Source organism: Altericroceibacterium indicum, assembly GCF_009828105.1.
Taxonomy (GTDB): Bacteria; Pseudomonadota; Alphaproteobacteria; order Sphingomonadales; family Sphingomonadaceae; genus Altericroceibacterium; species Altericroceibacterium indicum.
In genome coordinates, this window is sequence record NZ_WTYQ01000001.1 from 945635 (window position 1) to 961925 (window position 16291).

The 16291-nt window shown below is 54.6% G+C and carries 14 protein-coding genes; 3 read left to right on the forward strand and 11 right to left on the reverse strand.

The features are described 5' to 3' along the window. From GRI39_RS04615 to GRI39_RS04625, 3 genes are all read left to right on the forward strand, one after another. On the forward strand, nt 1-474 hold the full coding sequence (locus GRI39_RS04615; protein WP_343033285.1) for a PaaI family thioesterase: 474 nt from the start codon (nt 1-3) through the stop codon (nt 472-474). 19 nt (nt 475-493) lie between these two features. Continuing rightward, nucleotides 494-1618: a cell division protein ZapE gene (zapE, locus tag GRI39_RS04620; RefSeq protein WP_160738463.1), complete on the forward strand. Its 1125-nt coding sequence runs from the start codon at nt 494-496 to the stop codon at nt 1616-1618. Between the two features lie 69 nt (nt 1619-1687). Beyond that, entirely contained in the window at nt 1688-2389 is a 702-nt protein-coding gene (locus GRI39_RS04625) for a pirin family protein (RefSeq protein WP_160738464.1), read from the forward strand. Between the two features lie 23 nt (nt 2390-2412). Here GRI39_RS04625 and GRI39_RS04630 read toward each other — a convergent pair whose 3' ends face one another. From GRI39_RS04630 to GRI39_RS04680, 11 genes are all read right to left on the reverse strand, one after another. Next, nucleotides 2413-3375 carry a crotonase/enoyl-CoA hydratase family protein gene (locus GRI39_RS04630; RefSeq protein WP_160738465.1) on the reverse strand — a complete coding sequence of 321 codons (963 nt, stop codon included), beginning with the start codon at nt 3373-3375 and terminating at the stop codon, nt 2413-2415. Nucleotides 3376-3560: 185 nt separating this feature from the next. After that, nucleotides 3561-5453 carry an XrtA/PEP-CTERM system amidotransferase gene (locus GRI39_RS04635; protein ID WP_160738466.1) on the reverse strand — a complete coding sequence of 631 codons (1893 nt, stop codon included), beginning with the start codon at nt 5451-5453 and terminating at the stop codon, nt 3561-3563. 11 nt (nt 5454-5464) lie between these two features. Further along, entirely contained in the window at nt 5465-7012 is a 1548-nt protein-coding gene (gene xrtA, locus GRI39_RS04640; RefSeq protein WP_160738467.1) for an exosortase A, read from the reverse strand. Continuing rightward, nucleotides 7013-8254 (reverse strand): TIGR03087 family PEP-CTERM/XrtA system glycosyltransferase, encoded by a 1242-nt coding sequence (locus GRI39_RS04645; protein WP_160738468.1) that lies wholly within the window; start codon nt 8252-8254, stop codon nt 7013-7015. Then, complete coding sequence (locus GRI39_RS04650; RefSeq protein WP_343033286.1) at nt 8251-9306, reverse strand: FemAB family XrtA/PEP-CTERM system-associated protein; 1056 nt, start codon at nt 9304-9306, stop codon at nt 8251-8253. The genes GRI39_RS04645 and GRI39_RS04650 overlap by 4 nt, the downstream gene beginning before the upstream one ends. Then, nucleotides 9303-10175 carry an XrtA system polysaccharide deacetylase gene (locus GRI39_RS04655; RefSeq protein ID WP_160738634.1) on the reverse strand — a complete coding sequence of 291 codons (873 nt, stop codon included), beginning with the start codon at nt 10173-10175 and terminating at the stop codon, nt 9303-9305. The genes GRI39_RS04650 and GRI39_RS04655 overlap by 4 nt, the downstream gene beginning before the upstream one ends. A gap of 39 nt (nt 10176-10214) precedes the next feature. Further along, the gene (locus GRI39_RS04660; protein ID WP_160738469.1) at nt 10215-11378 is read right to left on the reverse strand and encodes an XrtA/PEP-CTERM system-associated ATPase; all 1164 of its coding nucleotides are present in this window, start codon (nt 11376-11378) and stop codon (nt 10215-10217) included. Between the two features lie 21 nt (nt 11379-11399). After that, on the reverse strand, nt 11400-13055 hold the full coding sequence (locus tag GRI39_RS04665; RefSeq protein WP_160738470.1) for a porin family protein: 1656 nt from the start codon (nt 13053-13055) through the stop codon (nt 11400-11402). Between the two features lie 28 nt (nt 13056-13083). Then, nucleotides 13084-14103 carry an AAA family ATPase gene (locus GRI39_RS04670; protein ID WP_343033287.1) on the reverse strand — a complete coding sequence of 340 codons (1020 nt, stop codon included), beginning with the start codon at nt 14101-14103 and terminating at the stop codon, nt 13084-13086. A 9-nt stretch (nt 14104-14112) separates the two neighbouring features. Further along, the gene (locus GRI39_RS04675) at nt 14113-15633 is read right to left on the reverse strand and encodes an XrtA system polysaccharide chain length determinant (RefSeq protein ID WP_160738636.1); all 1521 of its coding nucleotides are present in this window, start codon (nt 15631-15633) and stop codon (nt 14113-14115) included. 9 nt (nt 15634-15642) lie between these two features. Next, a complete protein-coding gene (locus GRI39_RS04680; RefSeq protein WP_160738471.1) occupies nt 15643-16287 on the reverse strand; it encodes an XrtA/PEP-CTERM system exopolysaccharide export protein in 645 nt (214 codons plus the stop codon). Between the last annotated feature and the right edge of the window lie 4 nt (nt 16288-16291).

A 16291-nucleotide genomic window follows, 5' to 3' on the forward strand; every position in this document is an offset into this window, starting at 1 on the left:
GTGCCTGCCGCAGCGAATGGTGATGCGAGCGGGCTTCGGCTCGCTCCGGACCCGGAAAATCCAGGCTGGCTGAACTGGCAATTTGCCTATGCTGAAGAGCATCGCTTCAATCGTGAAGTGATGGGCAAGATGCTGCTGCGGCGTGATGATGACACTCACGCCCGCCTGCGCCTATTTCCGGTTGAGCGCCATCTCAACCCGATGGGCAATATCCATGGCGGCATCATTATGTCACTGATCGATATTTGCCTGTTCACCACCTGGCGCTTGCTGTCTAACACCGATATTGGCGGCACAGTGACGCTGGAACTCTCCAATCAATTTGTTGGCCCCGGCGTACTGGATCAACCGCTCGATGCCATTGGCGAAATCGTCCGTGAAACGGGTCGCATGGTCTTCGTACGCGGTCAGGTTGAGCAGGAACATGGTATTGTAGCCTCCTTCTCAGGTATCATTCGTAAAACCGGCCAGTAAGGCCCGAAAGAGTACCCCGATGAGCGGAATGCTGGAACGCTATCATGCGTTGATCGAAGCGGGTGAATTGCGCCCCGATCCGGAACAGGAAGCAGCCGTCAAGCGCCTCGCACAATTGCAGGCGGAGCTGGAAAATGCCCCCACTTCAGGTGGTGGATTCCTTGGCAAATTGTTCGGTTCCAAAGCCCCTGCCCGCGCCAAAGGTATTTACATGTGGGGCGGCGTGGGCCGTGGCAAGAGCATGATGATGGACCTGTTCCATGACACGCTCTCCATTCCGGAAAAGCGCCGCAGCCATTTTCATGCCTTCATGATTGAAGTGCATTCCCGCCTGCGTGATGCCCGCAAGAGCGAAAGCGGTGATCCTATTCCACCTGTGGCCAAGGCGATCGCAGAAGATTTGCGCGTGCTGGCTTTTGACGAAATGGTGGTCAACAATTCCGCCGATGCGATGATTATGAGCCGGTTGTTCCGCGCCCTGATCTGCGACGAGAATGTTGTGGTAGTGACCACATCCAACCGTCCACCGCGTGATCTTTATTTGAACGGCCTCAACCGTGAACATTTCCTGCCTTTCATTGACCTCATTCAGACACAGCTTGATGTCGTCGAACTCAATGGACCGACCGATTATCGGCTCCATCGTCTGGCTGGCCTTCACACATGGCACACACCGTTAGGTGACGCGGCAACTGCACAGGTTCGCGAGGCCTTCTTCCGCCTGACCGATTATGCCCCGGAAGATGCCGCCAACGTCCCCTCAGCCGATCTTGATCTGGGCGGCGGGCGCACCCTGCACGTTCCCAAAAGCCTCAAAGGCGTAGGGGTATTCAGTTTCAAGCGGCTATGCAGTGAGGCTCGCGGGGCGTCCGATTACATCGCCATTGCCCAAGCCTATCATACGGTGATCGTTGTGGGCATTCCGCTGATGGGTGCCGATATGCGCAATGAAGCGGCGCGCTTTGTCACTTTGATCGATGCCCTCTATGAAAATCACGTCAAACTCTTCGCTACAGCCGCCGCTGAGCCGGAAGATCTCTATGTGGCAGGCGATGGCAGTTTTGAATTTGAACGCACTGTCAGCCGCTTAAAAGAGATGCAGAGCGAAGATTACATGGCCGCCGGCCATGGAGAGGATGGTTGAAAGCGCGGTAGCGCTCCCCACATCAGCTGCAATTCCGGTGGCAACACCCCACCGAGGTGAGACAGCATTATGATTGAAATCCGCCCTTTTGATAGCCTCCACCATTCCAGCCACGGTGATTGGCTGGATACGCGCTATCACTTCAGCTTTTCGAACTATTACGACCCCAAGCGCATGGGCTGGGGGCGGTTGCGCGTATGGAATGATGACTGGATCGGGCCGCGCTCCGGCTTCCCGCCGCATCCGCACGAGAATATGGAAATCATCACTTTCGTGCGCAGCGGTGCTCTGTCGCATAAGGACAGCATGGGTAATATCGGCCGCACCGAAGCCGGCAATGTGCAGGTGATGAGCGCTGGCAGCGGCGTGGTTCATGCCGAATACAATGCCGAAGATGAGGCCGAAACCAATTTCCAGCTCTGGATCGAATCTGACCAAGCTGGCGGAGAACCCTATTGGGAGCTGCGCGAATTTCCGCAAGATGACCGGGCCGGACAATGGTTTACCCTCGCCAGTGGTTCCAGCGGTGACGAAGGCGCCCTCCCCATTCGCGCTGATGCCAAGCTGGTCGTCGCGACGCTAAAAGCGGGTGAGAGCCTCAGTTACGAAGCCTCCCCTGCCCGCCACCAATATCTGGTGCCCAATACAGGTAGCATTCGGATCAATGGGAAAGTCGCTGGCACACGCGATGGGATTGCCATTACTGGTGAAACGATACTGACCATTGATGCGCTTGAAGATAGCGAGTTGGTGATGGTGGACAGCCGTTAAACGCTGCCCATCATCGGCAAATGTCAGGCCATTCCGGCAACTTTATCCTGGGCGCGGGTAAGCCGGCTCATGACTTTCAAATCCTGATCGCTCAATTGCAATGCGGTATCAGCCCAGATTTCGGTGATTCGTTCCAATTCTGCAAGGTGCAAGGGTGAGGCCATACGGGCAGCACGCCTTGCATTCACCAGACCTGCATGGCGACGCCCGGATTTGGCGATAAAGTCACGGCAAGCCTGAAGGCCTTCCCCCGGCTCTGCCAATTGCTGCACCAGACCCAGCGAATAAAGCTCTTCAGCGGAATAGGTTTGATTGGATGTGATCATCCGGTCAGCCGCTGCTGCCCCAATCTTGCGGGTCAGGAAAGCATGAGCTCCCATGCCGGGAAACAGACCGAACAGAATTTCGGGCAGCCCAAAAGTCGCCGTTCGCTCAGCGATGATATAATCAAACGACATCAGCGCTTCAAAACCGCCCCCCAAAGCCGCTCCCTGAACCAGGCCGACAGTCAAAACTGGCAGATCGAGCGCCCGCATATTGCGATGGAGGATCTGCACGCAGCGGTGACCATAATGGACCAGTGCTTCACGATTGCGCTGCTTGATTAGCTTTTGGAAAAGGTAAAGATCCCCGCCGAAACAGAATACATTGGGGCACCTGCTGCCGAGAACCAGATAACGCAACGGAACTTTTTCTGGGCCAAAGCTGGCAGAGATAAGCCGCTGCCAATTTTCAAAATCATGCAACATCGTAGGGGTGAAGCTGGGGCGACCTTCTGGCCTCATATAAGTCCAGAGTGCCTGCATTTGCGAATCGTAAAAGACTTCTAACTCTTTGAGAGCGAACAAATCATCTTCGATAGCTAAATGGAGCGCGCTTTCTCTTACGAGATACTCATCCCCCTCGCCAAAACCGATAGCAGAACCATCGGAAAAAGTGCGTTTATCAGCCTCTACTGTTTTCAATCGCCCTGCCAATTGGTTCATATCACCCTCTGTTGAACAGACAGTACAGCCCCATGTTACTGCTGCGCCGCACAATTAAGTAAACCACACGGGTGTGATTTCGCAACGAATTATTTACCATAATGTTTCTAGACCCACGACTGTTCCCATCGACCGAAACCGTATCAGTCGAAAAAATAAGTCAACAATGGTCAGAAATGGCAACTTTACGCAGTTGTTCTGGCGAGACTTTTCTCAAGCATCAGCAATTGCCACAATAGACGGGAGTGATCTGATCTGCCTGCAATATGATCTTCAGCCAGCACAGCGAGGGTGCGCGACTCGAACCAACCAGTGTCGGCAATATGAGCGCTCTTCCCGATCGCTCTGATTGCATCAGCCAATGGCCCACGCATCCATTGCGTGATGGGCGTGACAAAGCCCTGCTTGGGACGGAACAGAATATTATCAGGCAGATGCTCGCGCATAGCCTGCTTCATCAGCCATTTGCCCTGGCTTCCCCGCACACGCATTCGATCTGGCAGGCGCGCACCGAATTCAACCAACCGGTAGTCCAGCAGCGGCTCGCGCGCTTCCAGGCTGACCGCCATACTTGTCCGGTCTGTTTTGGTGAGAATATCACCAGGTAACCAGAATTTGAGATCGGCATATTGCGCCCGGTCCAGCCCGCTACGTGCAGGCGCGTTATCCATCAGGGAAATCAATGCTGTTTCAGCACGATACCCTGCCAGTTCATTCGTAAATCGCTGCGAATAGAGCCGCTTGCGTAGTTCCGATGTGGTGGTTGCCAAGGCTGACGCATAAGCTGCCGACCCGCTGGCCCCCAGTGCGAGAAGTGTCGCCTTGGCGCGTAAGGGGCGCGGTGCCCAATCTGCTTTGGGATAGAGATGTCCAAGCGGAGTAATAACCTTATCCCGCAAAGCCCGTGGCAAAAACCGCCGGATCTGTTCTTCATGGCGGTGAAACACTTGCCGCCGATATCCGGCCAACGCTTCATCTGCCCCATCACCCGACAAGGCCACAGTTACGCTCTGGCGTGCAAGCGCGCACACCTGCAAGGTAGGCAAAGCGGATGCGTCTGCAAATGGTTCATCAAAAATAGCGGCAAGGCGGTCAATTTCTGAAAACTGATCAGCGCTGACCTTCAGCGTGTGATGCTCCGTCCCGAACAATTGCGCGACTTGCGCCGCATAGTCGCTCTCATCCAAAGCGCCGACATCAAAGCCGATCGAACAGGAGCGGACCTGTTCATCGCTTGCCTCTGCCATCAGAGTCACAACACTGGAAGAATCCACACCACCGGAGAGAAAAGCCCCCAAGGGCACATCTGCCACCATGCGTGAACGCACTGCATCGCGCATATGGCTGAGCAATTGTTCCTGAAGATCCGCCTCACTATCGCGCGAGCGCTCTGCGAAAGAGACATCCCAATATTGCCGAGGAAGCGCTGGCGGCGCATCATGCTTCAGCAGGCGGAAATGCCCGGCTGGCAGTTTCTCGACACCCTTGAGGAAAGCGCGATGATCAGGGACATAACCCCATGTCATATAGTCTTCCACCGCAAACGGATCGACATCCCGGCGCAGCAACGGATGTGCCAGAAGCCCCTTCATCTCAGAAGCGAACGCAAGGCTGCCGTCACTGAGAAGCGCCATATAGAGCGGCTTTACACCCAACCGATCCCTGCCCAGAAAAAGTTCACGCTTGTCGCAATCATATAAAGCGAATGCGAACATGCCCTGCAGACGGGAAAGGCAATGCACACCCCAGCGCTGCCATGCCGCAAGAATGACTTCTGTATCGCCATCGGTACGAAACTGTGCGCCACCAGCGGCCAGTTCCTGCCGCAACTCACGGAAATTATATATCTCGCCATTGAAGACGACAACCGCACGCCCATCAGCGGAGACCATCGGCTGTGGCGAGCCGGCCAGATCAATGATCGACAGCCGGCGATGGCCTAAACCCACGCCCGGTGCGGTCCATACACCACTTCCATCAGGCCCGCGATGGGCCAATGCATCGCACATGCGTGCCACCCGCCCCGGTTCAACCGGCTTGACGGTTCCGCAATGAAAGATGCCTGCTATGCCACACATGAAGCTTGCCCTTACGGTGTATGCGCGATGCCGTCCATCCAGGAACCAAGCGGCTTGGCGGCGTTATAGAAGGCTTCAATGGCGGCAGGTGCAGGATGATCTGGCCGATCTTCCGCTGAAATGATGAGCGCCATTGTCGCATTATTCCGTCCAAGAAGGCGGTCAGTGATATTAGCCAGCTTGAGGCGCATATTATTGCCGGTCAATACATTGCCCGTGCGAAACCAGGTAACCGCAAGCCTCTTAACGTTACCATTGGCTTGCAGCCATTCTGCGTGTCCACCATCCAGCGGTTGAACAGGTTCGAGCCAACGCCACGCCGTATCAGGAACGAGGGCCCCTTCCCCAAAACCACCAGCCTCTCTGCCATCCTCCTGACTGGAATAGAGCGCATAGGATATATCGACCCTCTCACCTGCGGCATTTTCATAGCTGCCAAGCAAGCGATGGTCTGCCCCGCGTGCCCTTGGCTCCCACCAGACCTGCGGCGTGTAATCCACTCTCTTCCAGCCAGACACCTCAGGAAGATTAATCTTTGCGGGCAAAGCGGCTTCCAACTGCATGGCATGATGGCACCAGGCCTGCCCTGCGCCGACCACACAGATGGCACAAACAAAAGCCACCCAGCCAGACATGGAAAACTGATCCAATCGCGTGATAAAGGGTGATTGCGAGATGGCCGCTGCATCAATGAAGGGATCATTTCCCGGTCGGTCAAAAAAATGCCAGGCCACACCCAGTAGCGCCGCCATAATAATCCCAAAGAAGATCCAGCCATAGAAAATGTGATCGAAGCCAGCGGCAAACTCAATACCTTGGGACTGGGCAATATAGATTGTTCCCCAAGCCCTCACACCATTGGCCAGAATGGGTAGCACTGTCGCCACGACCATAAAGCCAATCCTGCGCTTCCAGCTTTGGAAGCAAACATGAGCGACCAACAGACCAAGAGCGACCATGGCAATGAGGAACTTTACGCCGGAGCAGGCTTCAGCCACTTCAAACAGACCGCCTGGCGTATCGATGAAGACACCTTCAATCTGGGCTGGCACACCGCTTAAATGCGTGAGTGCGATGGTCAGCTTGGCCGTGATGAGCTGGAGGAATGGCACCATTTCATCGCCGAATGGAACCAACAGCGCCATATAGCACAACGGAAACAATAGACCTGCGGATACTCTTGGCCCCAGGAAAATGGTGACGCTCGCCATGAGCGAACCAACAGCGCCTATTTGCATTAAGAGGTTCAGCCCGGAAACAGCTCCCAATAACCAGACGATCACAGCGGCAGCCAACAAAATAAGTCCCGGCCACCAACCTGAAGGGGTTAGTTTTCGCAACTCCTCCCATCGCAATCTGACCAACCAGATCAGGATCAGCGGGATCAGCAGAATATGATTATAAGTGGATGAATCCCACCATTGGCCGGCCATCTCCGCCCAGTCTCGGTAAAATAGCGCGAATAGCGCAAGCCATGCCACTGCAAGCAGCAGCAGTGGTTTGCGCCAGCCTTCCGGAAGGCTTTCGGTCCATTTCAGATAGGCGGGGCGTGTCTGCAATTACGCCTCTTCAGATTGCGATCTTTGCCGAGGCCCCGTCTTGACCATGGCATTGAGGGGAGCGAGCATGGCCATCCAGCTCAGATTTTCAACCACGAAACGCCGTGCTGCATCGCCAATAGCCAACCGATTATCAGGTTTGACCGCTTTCAGGGCAGCATTCACAAAACCTGCATCGCTATCGGCCACCCAATAATGCTCACCATCTTTCCCACCAATACCGGTGGCAGCCTGCGGCGTCATCACCACAGGACATGCCATAGCCATCGCTTCGAGGACTTTGTTTTGCACCCCTCGGGCGATTTCCAAGGGCACCAAAACACAATCAGCGCTGACGAGGAAGGGGCGAACATCGGCGACCTCACCCCATACCCTGCAACCATTTTTGCCATCATGGGTGCGCAGTTCAGTTGTCGGGTTACGGCCAACAACATGAAATTCCGCTTCGGGATGCACCGCCTGAATGGCAGGCAGCAATCGTTCAATCCCGCGTAATGCAGCGGCAACATTGGGCGGGTAGTCCATCTGTCCGGTAAAGACATAATGCGGGCCGCGTTTGCGCGCCATCGCCGGTTCTGGAGGGACCAGCGATGGGTTGAAAAAATTGGAATTTGTTCCATTCCCAAGCGCGCGAATTTTAGTCGAACCAGCCAGATCGCCAGGCAACCGCTCTCGCAACAGGTTTACCTCAGCCTCGCTCACCAGCAGAACATCATCCGCACGCTCAACAAGGCGTTGTTCTTCCAGTTTGAGAAGCTTGCCTTCACGCCGGTTGACCCAGCTCATCGGCCATGAACTGTCCTCGGCATAAGCATCAAACTTTGCCGAATCTACATCAACCAGATCGACGATCACCTGACCTGTGAAGTCAGCTGGCACATATTGCCCCATCTGACCTGAGAAAACATAAATCACGTCGATCCGCTTCTCGGCTAGCAAGCGGGTGATGTAATCTTGCAAAGCGAGGGAACGAAATGCTGGCAGACTAATCGGCTCTCCATGCAGAAGTGCTTCAATACCGGCGAGCATAAGCGACTTTTTTCGGTCCACCAGCCGATGGGTGGACGTCACCGTTGCCAATTCCCCTTCGCTGGCAAGGTCACTGGTATTATCTGCAAAGCAAGCGACATGAACCGGCGCCATCTGAGCCAGCCGCTTGAGAATGTGATGCGATCGGATCTTGTCCCCTCGATCAGGAGGGAATGGGATACGATGCGCCAGAAAGAGAATTTCACCTTTCATCCCAAACCCTTCGCAATCCATGGCCCCAGCCGATTGGCAATTGGCAGCGGTAATTTTTTCCATAAGGCAATTTGCGCAGCATGGCTGGCACTGGTCGGATCAGCATCACGTTTGCTCTCCCCCGGTGCAGTCCAACTGGCATAGGCTAATGGCTGAGGTTCAAAACCCCAATTCTTTTTGAAAAAATAAGGTCCGCTTTCCGTTTTGGAACGGCCAAAGTCGAACCGGTCACAGCCGCGTTTGCGAGCGTGGCACATCAGCTCAAAATACATTCTGTCATTGGCCCGCAAATGCCGCGCGGCAAAAGTCCCGCCGCCCCAATAAGGCATGACTGCCCCATCATGATAAAACGACAATACGCTGGCAACCGGTACGCCTTCATGCCGCACCGTCAAAATATCAGCATCCAGCCGTTCGAGCATTGCAGCAAACAGGCTGCGCGGAAAAACCGGCGTTCCCAGATTGCGCACGCTTTCAGCATAAACCGCATAGTGTGCAGCACGATCTTCCGGCCCAGCACCGATTTCGACCGATAATTCCATCTTGAGGCCTTTACGGACTTCGGCCCGCTGTTTGCGCGGGATGGAAGTCAACTCTGCATCATCATCGGCAGCCAGTGGCCTAACGAAGCCGCAATGGCTGTCTGTGCGCCAGTCCCAATCTTCAGGCGCCGTGCCGCCCCGCAATTCAATCGTCGGGCAGGAAAGACGCTGCGCATGAATTTCTGCTGCCCTGCACATCAGCAAAGCGTCCTCATCTCGTCCCAACGCGCCTCCGCCAACAGCAAAGCCACTGGAGGCCAGCATCCGGCCAAAGATAGGAGAATGTATCTCGCTCAAAGGAAGCCAGGCGGCAATGGCACCATCACGCTCAAGCACCAGCCCACGCGCTTTTTGGCCTGTTCCCTCTTCGACTGCCACAAGCCATGCAGGGCGGTGAAACAGCTCCCCACCACGGGAAGCTACGAATGCTTCAATCTGCTGAATATCCAGCGGATCTTGTAAGCGCGCTGCGCGGAGCAAGACACCAGCTTCAGTGGTTTCGAAACTCACGTTTGAGCACTTTTCAGCCGGGTTTTCTCAATCTGTGCCAGTGCATCCATTCGGCCCCAGGAAAACTCCGTCATCACATGCTCCAGCTTACCTGCCATCGCCTTGAGGTTTGTGTAGTGCCGCAGTTTTGAGCGCAAGGAAGCATTTTTGACACGTGGCTGATCGGGGTCAATTTCCCACGGGTGAAAATAGAAAATCGCCGGGCGTTTCTCTGCCAGCACTTGTCGGATAGCCCAGCGGCTGAATGGATAGGGCAGCACGCGGAAAAACCCGCCTCCACCCGCCCCCAGCCGACGGCCAGCAAATTCTGCCGTTGTCACCGGAATTTCAATCAACTCAGCCCCCTTCAGCGGGTGGAAGGCAAAACGCGGCGCATCGGCCCAGCCGTAATGATCGTGCTTCAGAGGTGCCACGCTGGAGGAATAGAGATATCCTTGCTCGGCCAGAACTTCGAAAGCCCAGGGGGTACGCTGATCGATAGAAAAACTCGGCGCGCGATAACCCCGAACAGCAACACCGGCCACATCTTCGATTTGTTTACGGGCACGTTCTATATCTGCCGCGAATTGGGTGCGGTCCATTGTGAAAACGCGGGCATGATCCCACCCATGACTAGCCACTTCATGTCCCCTCTCGGCAACAAGACGCATAAGCGAACCATGGCGAGCAGCGACCCAACCCAACGTGAAGAAGGTTGCCTTGACACCGGCTTCGTCGAACAGGTCCAGAATAAAGCGCACATTCCGGTCCACCCGATCGGTCAAACCCTCCCAGTCCTTGCGATCAATGACCTTGTCAAATGCGCCGACCTGAAACCAGTCTTCGACATCAACCGACATCCCACTCACCAATGCCGGCCTATTTTGCATTTCGCCATTTGATGACACGGCATTCATAAAGGCCTGCTCCTAAGCCGCGCGACTTTCATCCATTTCCGCTTCTATCCACTCGATCAGCATTGTTAAAGTGTGGCGAATGGTGCGTTCCTGTTCAAACATCTTGGCTTCAATGCGCGCAATCTGTTCACGCATCGCATTCATTTCGTGATGAACATTACTGTCTTCTCTGGCCTTTTGCTGGCGAGCCAAATCATGCACGGCTTCTTGCAATTCTGCGATTTTCGCGTCACGTTCTGCGAGCAGATCCTCGACAAGTTTGGGGTCAAGATTAGCACGAGGGTTTTCAAGCGTATCGTTCTGACGCTCAGGCTGTTTCCGCTTGCCCTTATCTGCGACAGTTGAAGCATCATCCTCGCCGCCTTTTTCTGAAGCGAGTTCTGCCAGCACATCCTTGAGCATCGATCCATCAAGCTGCGTACGCTCTTCAACCGCACCAAGCAGAAGCAGGCGATTGACAATCTGGTTGATCCGCCGGGGAATACCACCACTGGCCGCATGGATTTGATGGAACACATCCGGCACAAAGGACGGCACGCCATTCCACCCGACCTGCGTCAGACGATGGATAATATATGGCTCCACCTCATCTTCCAGCATTGCTTCCAGATGATGGGCCGCAATCACACGCTGGCGCAATTGTTCCAGCGATGCATCGCCCTGAAGCGTGCTACGGAATTCTGGCTGGCCCAACAGCAATGTTTGCAGCAACGGGTGATTGCCCAACTGGAAATTGGACAGCATCCGCAATTCTTCCAGTGCAGACACTGAGAGATTTTGCGCTTCATCTACAATAAGAAGGCAACGCCTGCCATCACGCGCTTCATCATGCAAAAACGCTTCGATTTCACCCAGCGCAGCAGACTTATCAACCCCATCCACGTCCAGCCCGAAACTTCTGGCCACAATATGGACAATATCTTCGCCCTTGAGCTTGCCGGTGAAAGCCTGCCCCACTGTAATCTGCTCTGCATCAAGCGTATTCACAAGATGGGCCACCAAGGTGGATTTACCCGACCCGACTTCCCCTGTCACAACGATGAAGCCTTCACCTTGCGCCAAGCCATAGCCCAAATAGGATAGTGCTTTACGATGAGTCAGGCTGCGGAAGAAGAATGCAGGGTCTGGCGTAAGTTGGAATGGCTTGCCTTTCAGCCCGTAAAAATCTTCGAACATAGGTCGTATCTCCTCAGGGCCTCAAAACGAATAACGCATGCCAAGCATTGCCGATCCAACGATGTAATCAGCCAGTTCTTCGCGGGTAAATCCGTCCAACCCGATTGCAGCGGTTCCGGACAGGCCATTCATTAAATTGCGATAATAGGCGAGCGAAGTGCTCCACCCCATGCCATTCGCCTGCAACGGCAAATCGCTGTCATACCAATTGGCGTAAATATTTCCGGTCAGGCGAGAACGCGCATCGATTTGGCGTGACGCAAAAACCGATACCCAATAATTGTGATCCACCCGCCCGGAATAATCCGCATATATCGGCCCTGCCGGCGCAATATATTTGCGACTTTCAAAGCCAGCCCCAAGACCTGCCTTGGTTCGGCCAAGGTCCAGCGTATAGGTTAAGCTGACCCCGCGCATACGATAGGTCAGCGACCGAATGGGACCAAGGGAGCCAATCAGGCAATCGTTTCCTTCCCCTTCTTCTCCGGCCACACAACCGCCGAGATCACCACTGATCGGATTGCGAACCGCAGTAAAATCCGTGGATAGTGCGGAAAGGCCGTTACTCATCGCCCCACCAAAACCTGAAATCGTATCATAGACTGACAGGTTCATTCTGCTGCGTCGGCTCGGCGCGTAACTGAGAGAACCATAATACGTGCTGGAATTATACCGGCGGCCATAATGCGCCTCCAGTGTAGTGCGCCGGCTTGGCCGCCACTCAACCCCGACATCCCAGATCAGGCCATCGGCCTCATAGGCTATCTCTCGAGGCTTGCTCTTATCCGTGACATACCGGCCTTTACTGTCAATCACCGGATTGTTTTCATCATCAAGCAAGACTTCACGGCTGGAAACCTGCACATCCTCATAGCCGATGCCGCCTAACAGGGCGAATGTCGGGCTAAGGGGGGCCGTGATATCTGCTCGCAGGTAGTTGTTGCGCACCCTTTGATCGAGCGCAGATATATCTTCCTGTGACCATTGCCCGCTAAGCGCCAATCCAACCGGCAAAACATCGCCCGGCCGAGTGCTGATCCGTGCAGACGCCTGTTGAGATATGCTGTCATCAAAGGAATTGACCAGCGCCGCCCCATCATCACTGATCACAGCATTGGGTTGATTGACCTTAGTATAGCCAAAACGATAGGCGCTCTCGATCCTGGCAGGGCCGATATTCGTCGTCAGAGCTGGCCCGGCAAATACAGAATAGATTTGCCGGGTAAGGTCTCTGTCAACCAGACCGCCTGCGGTCGTGACGCCAGTGCCATTGAAGGACTGACGTGAAGCCATGCCCCCTGCTTCTATTGTCAGCGTGCGCGGAATGATCGCAGCAGATGCGCGGACAAGCCCGCTCAGCGTATCGCCATCATTGCCGTTATTGCCGTTCCAGCCAATGCGGCGCTCATAACGCAAGGATGCAGAAGCAGAGGAATGCTGCCCTTTCAGCAGTGCATCGACACCTGCCGCCAAGCGTGAATATGTGACGACATCGTTCCCCGGTGAGATTTCCGCATTCACGACCTGAGCCGCTTCTATGTAGGGGCGTATATCAATCGGGGCACTGCGGGTGGATTGAGGTAAAGAGCTACTCTCCATTGCCTCAGCACCCTGACCCTGAGCAACATCCTGCCCCTGAGCCACGCATGGCAAACCCACCGCAGCCACAGTCATCATCGCAAGAGCTCCCCCTCTCCGCACTCGCTTAGCTCCCGTAACCGTAATAGCTGCCAAAACGCCGGCCACTTGGGCTGAAATTGGTGCCATTGAGAATTAACTTCACATCCGGGCAATGAGACAATAGCGACAATGCGTCTTCCAATGCACTCTGCCCGGTTTTGTCAGCACGAACGACCACGATAGCCTGCCCGACATGTTTCGCCAGTTCCGCCGCCGGTGATGCAACAAGGGCAGGCGGGGAATCGAAAATAATCATCCGATGTGGAGCCCCTGCCGTGAGCTGATCGAGTATTGTCTTGGTCTTATTGCTCGATAGAAATTCACTATCCGTGCTGCTTTGATTGCCAGCTGGCAGCACCCATAACCCAGGTACGTCAGTCGCCAGAACACAGTCCTGCACTTTGATGTTAGGGTTCGCCAAAGCATCCATCATGCCCGGCCCTGTACTGGTAAGCCCCAAAGTGGACAGGACAGAAGGCTTGGCGAAATCAGCATCCACCAGTAGTACTTCGCTGTCTTTTTCGGCCGCAATGGCAAGAGCCAGATTGGTGGCACAAAAGGTTTTACCTTCATCAGGCAAAGGCGAACACACCAGAACACGCTGAGCGCTGGTGGCGTGATCGCGTTGCTCATTCTCCCGTGCTTTGCGCAAGACTTCACGCTTCACGATACGGAATTCTTCAAGCAGTGCGGTGGTTGGCCCACCGGGAACAATCATCCCCTTTTCCTGCAATCGCTGTCGGTCAATCGGATGGCGATTACGAGAAAACGACATCGGCTCCGGGTTTCGCGGTATAGCGACCGCTGGCCCGTTGGACAGACCTCTGGAACCGAGCCCTGAACCATCACCGCCATCAATCGGACGATCAGGCGTTGGCTTGGCTCTGCGCCGGACAGATTGGCTACCTCGTGCGGATGCAAGTTCGTCAGGAACTGGAGAAGGAGCCAGCTTTTTCGCGCCAAAAACGTCCTGAGCTTGCTCAAACAGCGACTTACGCGGCCTCTGAGCTTCCGATGGAAGCGGGGTCTTCTTTTCTTCAGTCACCCTAACCTCCTAACTTACCATGCCACGTTGGAAAAATTCCACCGCCAGCAATATCACTAAAAGCCCGCAAAGCGCAGCCGATGCACCGATAAACAATTTCAGTCTTTTAGCCTGCCGTTCTTTTGCCTCATTCGTAAGCACGTTCGAAATCGTGCCAATTACCTGCAAGCCAATATTCCGCTCCAATTTGGCGGCAGTTGCGAATGAACCGTTGATTTGCCCAAGGCCGAAAGCAACCGCCACGCCACCTGCGATACCAATAATCAGAACCCCTATCAGCAGTAATGGTCGATGAGGTGCGGCAGGAGTGAGCGGACTGGATGGCGGGTCAATCACATCAAACTTGATTGCATTATGTTCATTTTCGACCTGACCACGCAGCTTCAACTGCTCACGATCTTGCAACAGCTTGTCATATTGGCTGCGCAATACGTCATAATCCCGGCTTATCCGCTGCGCTTCTGCAGCCGCGCCAGGCTCCTTGCTCTGGTCACTTGTGATCGCGGCCAGCTCCGAGCGCAGCGCTGCCGCTCGTGATTGCAAAGCCTGTGCATTAGCAATCCGCTCGCCACGAATGGCCTGCAAAGAACTATAGGCCGGGTTAGGCGTACCTGAGTTGGTATTATCGCCATTGCCAACCTGTTTCTGCAATGCGGCTATCTGTCGTTTTGTTGCTATCACGTCAGGATGCTCATCCGTCAGACCGCGCGATTGCATAGCTGCTAAACTCGCCTGCGCCTGCGCAAGTGCGGCTGCCGGGCCGGTCCCGCCCTGCCCGGTGATGAATTTTGGTGTGCTGGCTATCTGCCCGTCAATCGCAGCGATTGAACTTTGTGCCGCGGCAAGGTCCGCTTGCACACTACGCAATTCCGATTGAGTGGCGTTCAGCCTCGACGCTATGCCTTCGGCACCGCCGATCAGTTCAGGGTTAGCAGCTTCGAACTGGAGCCGCCGTTGTTCAGCATCGGACAATTGTTTTTCACGGTCAGCCAATTGCTGGTCGAGAAAAGCCAGCGTCTGGCGCATTTGCCCCCGAGAACCACCCAGATTTTCCTCTCTGAAAATATCGATCATCCGCTGAACGATTTCTTGCGCCAGCTGAGCATTTTCATTGTCAGACAGGCTGCCACGTCCGCTGGTTGCGGTGATTTCAAAGAGATTGTCACCCTGGCTGGAAATCTTGATCTCAGTGGCCAGCTTGTTGACCGCAACTTCCATCTGCGACGGTGATGTGACCGTGTCCCCAATCCGGGTAGAACGGACAACTTTCTCAAGGTTTACAGCACTGGTCAGTGTTTGCCTGATACGCTGAATATCTTTTTGACGACTTCCCGTACCGATACCGATCTGCTGAGCAAGCACGTCATCAAACTGGATGAATATCCGAGCATTGGATTCGTAGGAATTGGGGACAAGTGCAACGGCCAGCCAGCCTAAGAGACAAATCCCCCATGCCACCGCCAAAGCGATCCAGCGGCGGTTCCATACCGTCCAAAGTGCAGCCCGCACTTCCTCCATCAGCGAGTTCAGGCCCATATTTTAAAACATGCTTTCAGGAATGATGATCACATCACCGGGTTTCAGCATGACATTGGCCTTGCTCTCCCCTTTTTTGAGAAGATCGCCAAGCCGGAGAGCATATTCTTTCTGAGTGCCGGATTCCTTGTCGAAGCGAATGAGTTTGGCGTGGTTCCCAGCGGCAAATTCTGACAACCCACCAACCGCAATCATGGCATCAAGCAAGGTCATATTGGCACGATAAGGAATGGAGGCGGGTTTCTCGGTCGCCCCAACAATGCGCACCTGCTGGCTATATGTCCCGGCAAAGGAATTCACGATCACTGTCACAATCGGATCGGCAATATATTGTGAAAGCTGAAGCCGAATATCTTCGGCCAACATTGTCGGTGTCTTGCCAACAGCAGGCATATCGGAAACCAGAGGCGTGGTGATCCGACCATCAGGGCGAACCTGTATCTTCGCGCCCAATTCTTCGTTACGCCAGACGTGAATAGTCAGCTCATCAAGCGGGCCGATCACATATTCTTCGCCAGGCCCTTCTTGCATGGCAACAAAGCTGGCGGGTGCAAGCTGTGGATCATGGCTCGCACTCATACAGCCGCTCAAGCTCAAACCTGCCAGCGCAATTACCGTGCAAAACCGTGCGGCTTTGGATTTACGCATCAAA

What these genes read in the sequence shown, in the direction of transcription:
- zapE (WP_160738463.1), top strand. Translation starts at nt 494, where the DNA reads ATGAGCGGAATGCTGGAACGCTATCATGCGTTGATCGAAGCGGGTGAA.
- GRI39_RS04665 (WP_160738470.1), bottom strand. Translation starts at nt 13,055, where the DNA reads ATGATGACTGTGGCTGCGGTGGGTTTGCCATGCGTGGCTCAGGGGCAG.
- GRI39_RS04630 (WP_160738465.1), bottom strand. Translation starts at nt 3,375, where the DNA reads ATGAACCAATTGGCAGGGCGATTGAAAACAGTAGAGGCTGATAAACGC.
- GRI39_RS04625 (WP_160738464.1), top strand. Translation starts at nt 1,688, where the DNA reads ATGATTGAAATCCGCCCTTTTGATAGCCTCCACCATTCCAGCCACGGT.
- GRI39_RS04645 (WP_160738468.1), bottom strand. Translation starts at nt 8,254, where the DNA reads ATGAAAGGTGAAATTCTCTTTCTGGCGCATCGTATCCCATTCCCTCCT.
- GRI39_RS04680 (WP_160738471.1), bottom strand. Translation starts at nt 16,287, where the DNA reads ATGCGTAAATCCAAAGCCGCACGGTTTTGCACGGTAATTGCGCTGGCA.
- GRI39_RS04660 (WP_160738469.1), bottom strand. Translation starts at nt 11,378, where the DNA reads ATGTTCGAAGATTTTTACGGGCTGAAAGGCAAGCCATTCCAACTTACG.
- GRI39_RS04655 (WP_160738634.1), bottom strand. Translation starts at nt 10,175, where the DNA reads ATGCAAAATAGGCCGGCATTGGTGAGTGGGATGTCGGTTGATGTCGAA.
- GRI39_RS04635 (WP_160738466.1), bottom strand. Translation starts at nt 5,453, where the DNA reads ATGTGTGGCATAGCAGGCATCTTTCATTGCGGAACCGTCAAGCCGGTT.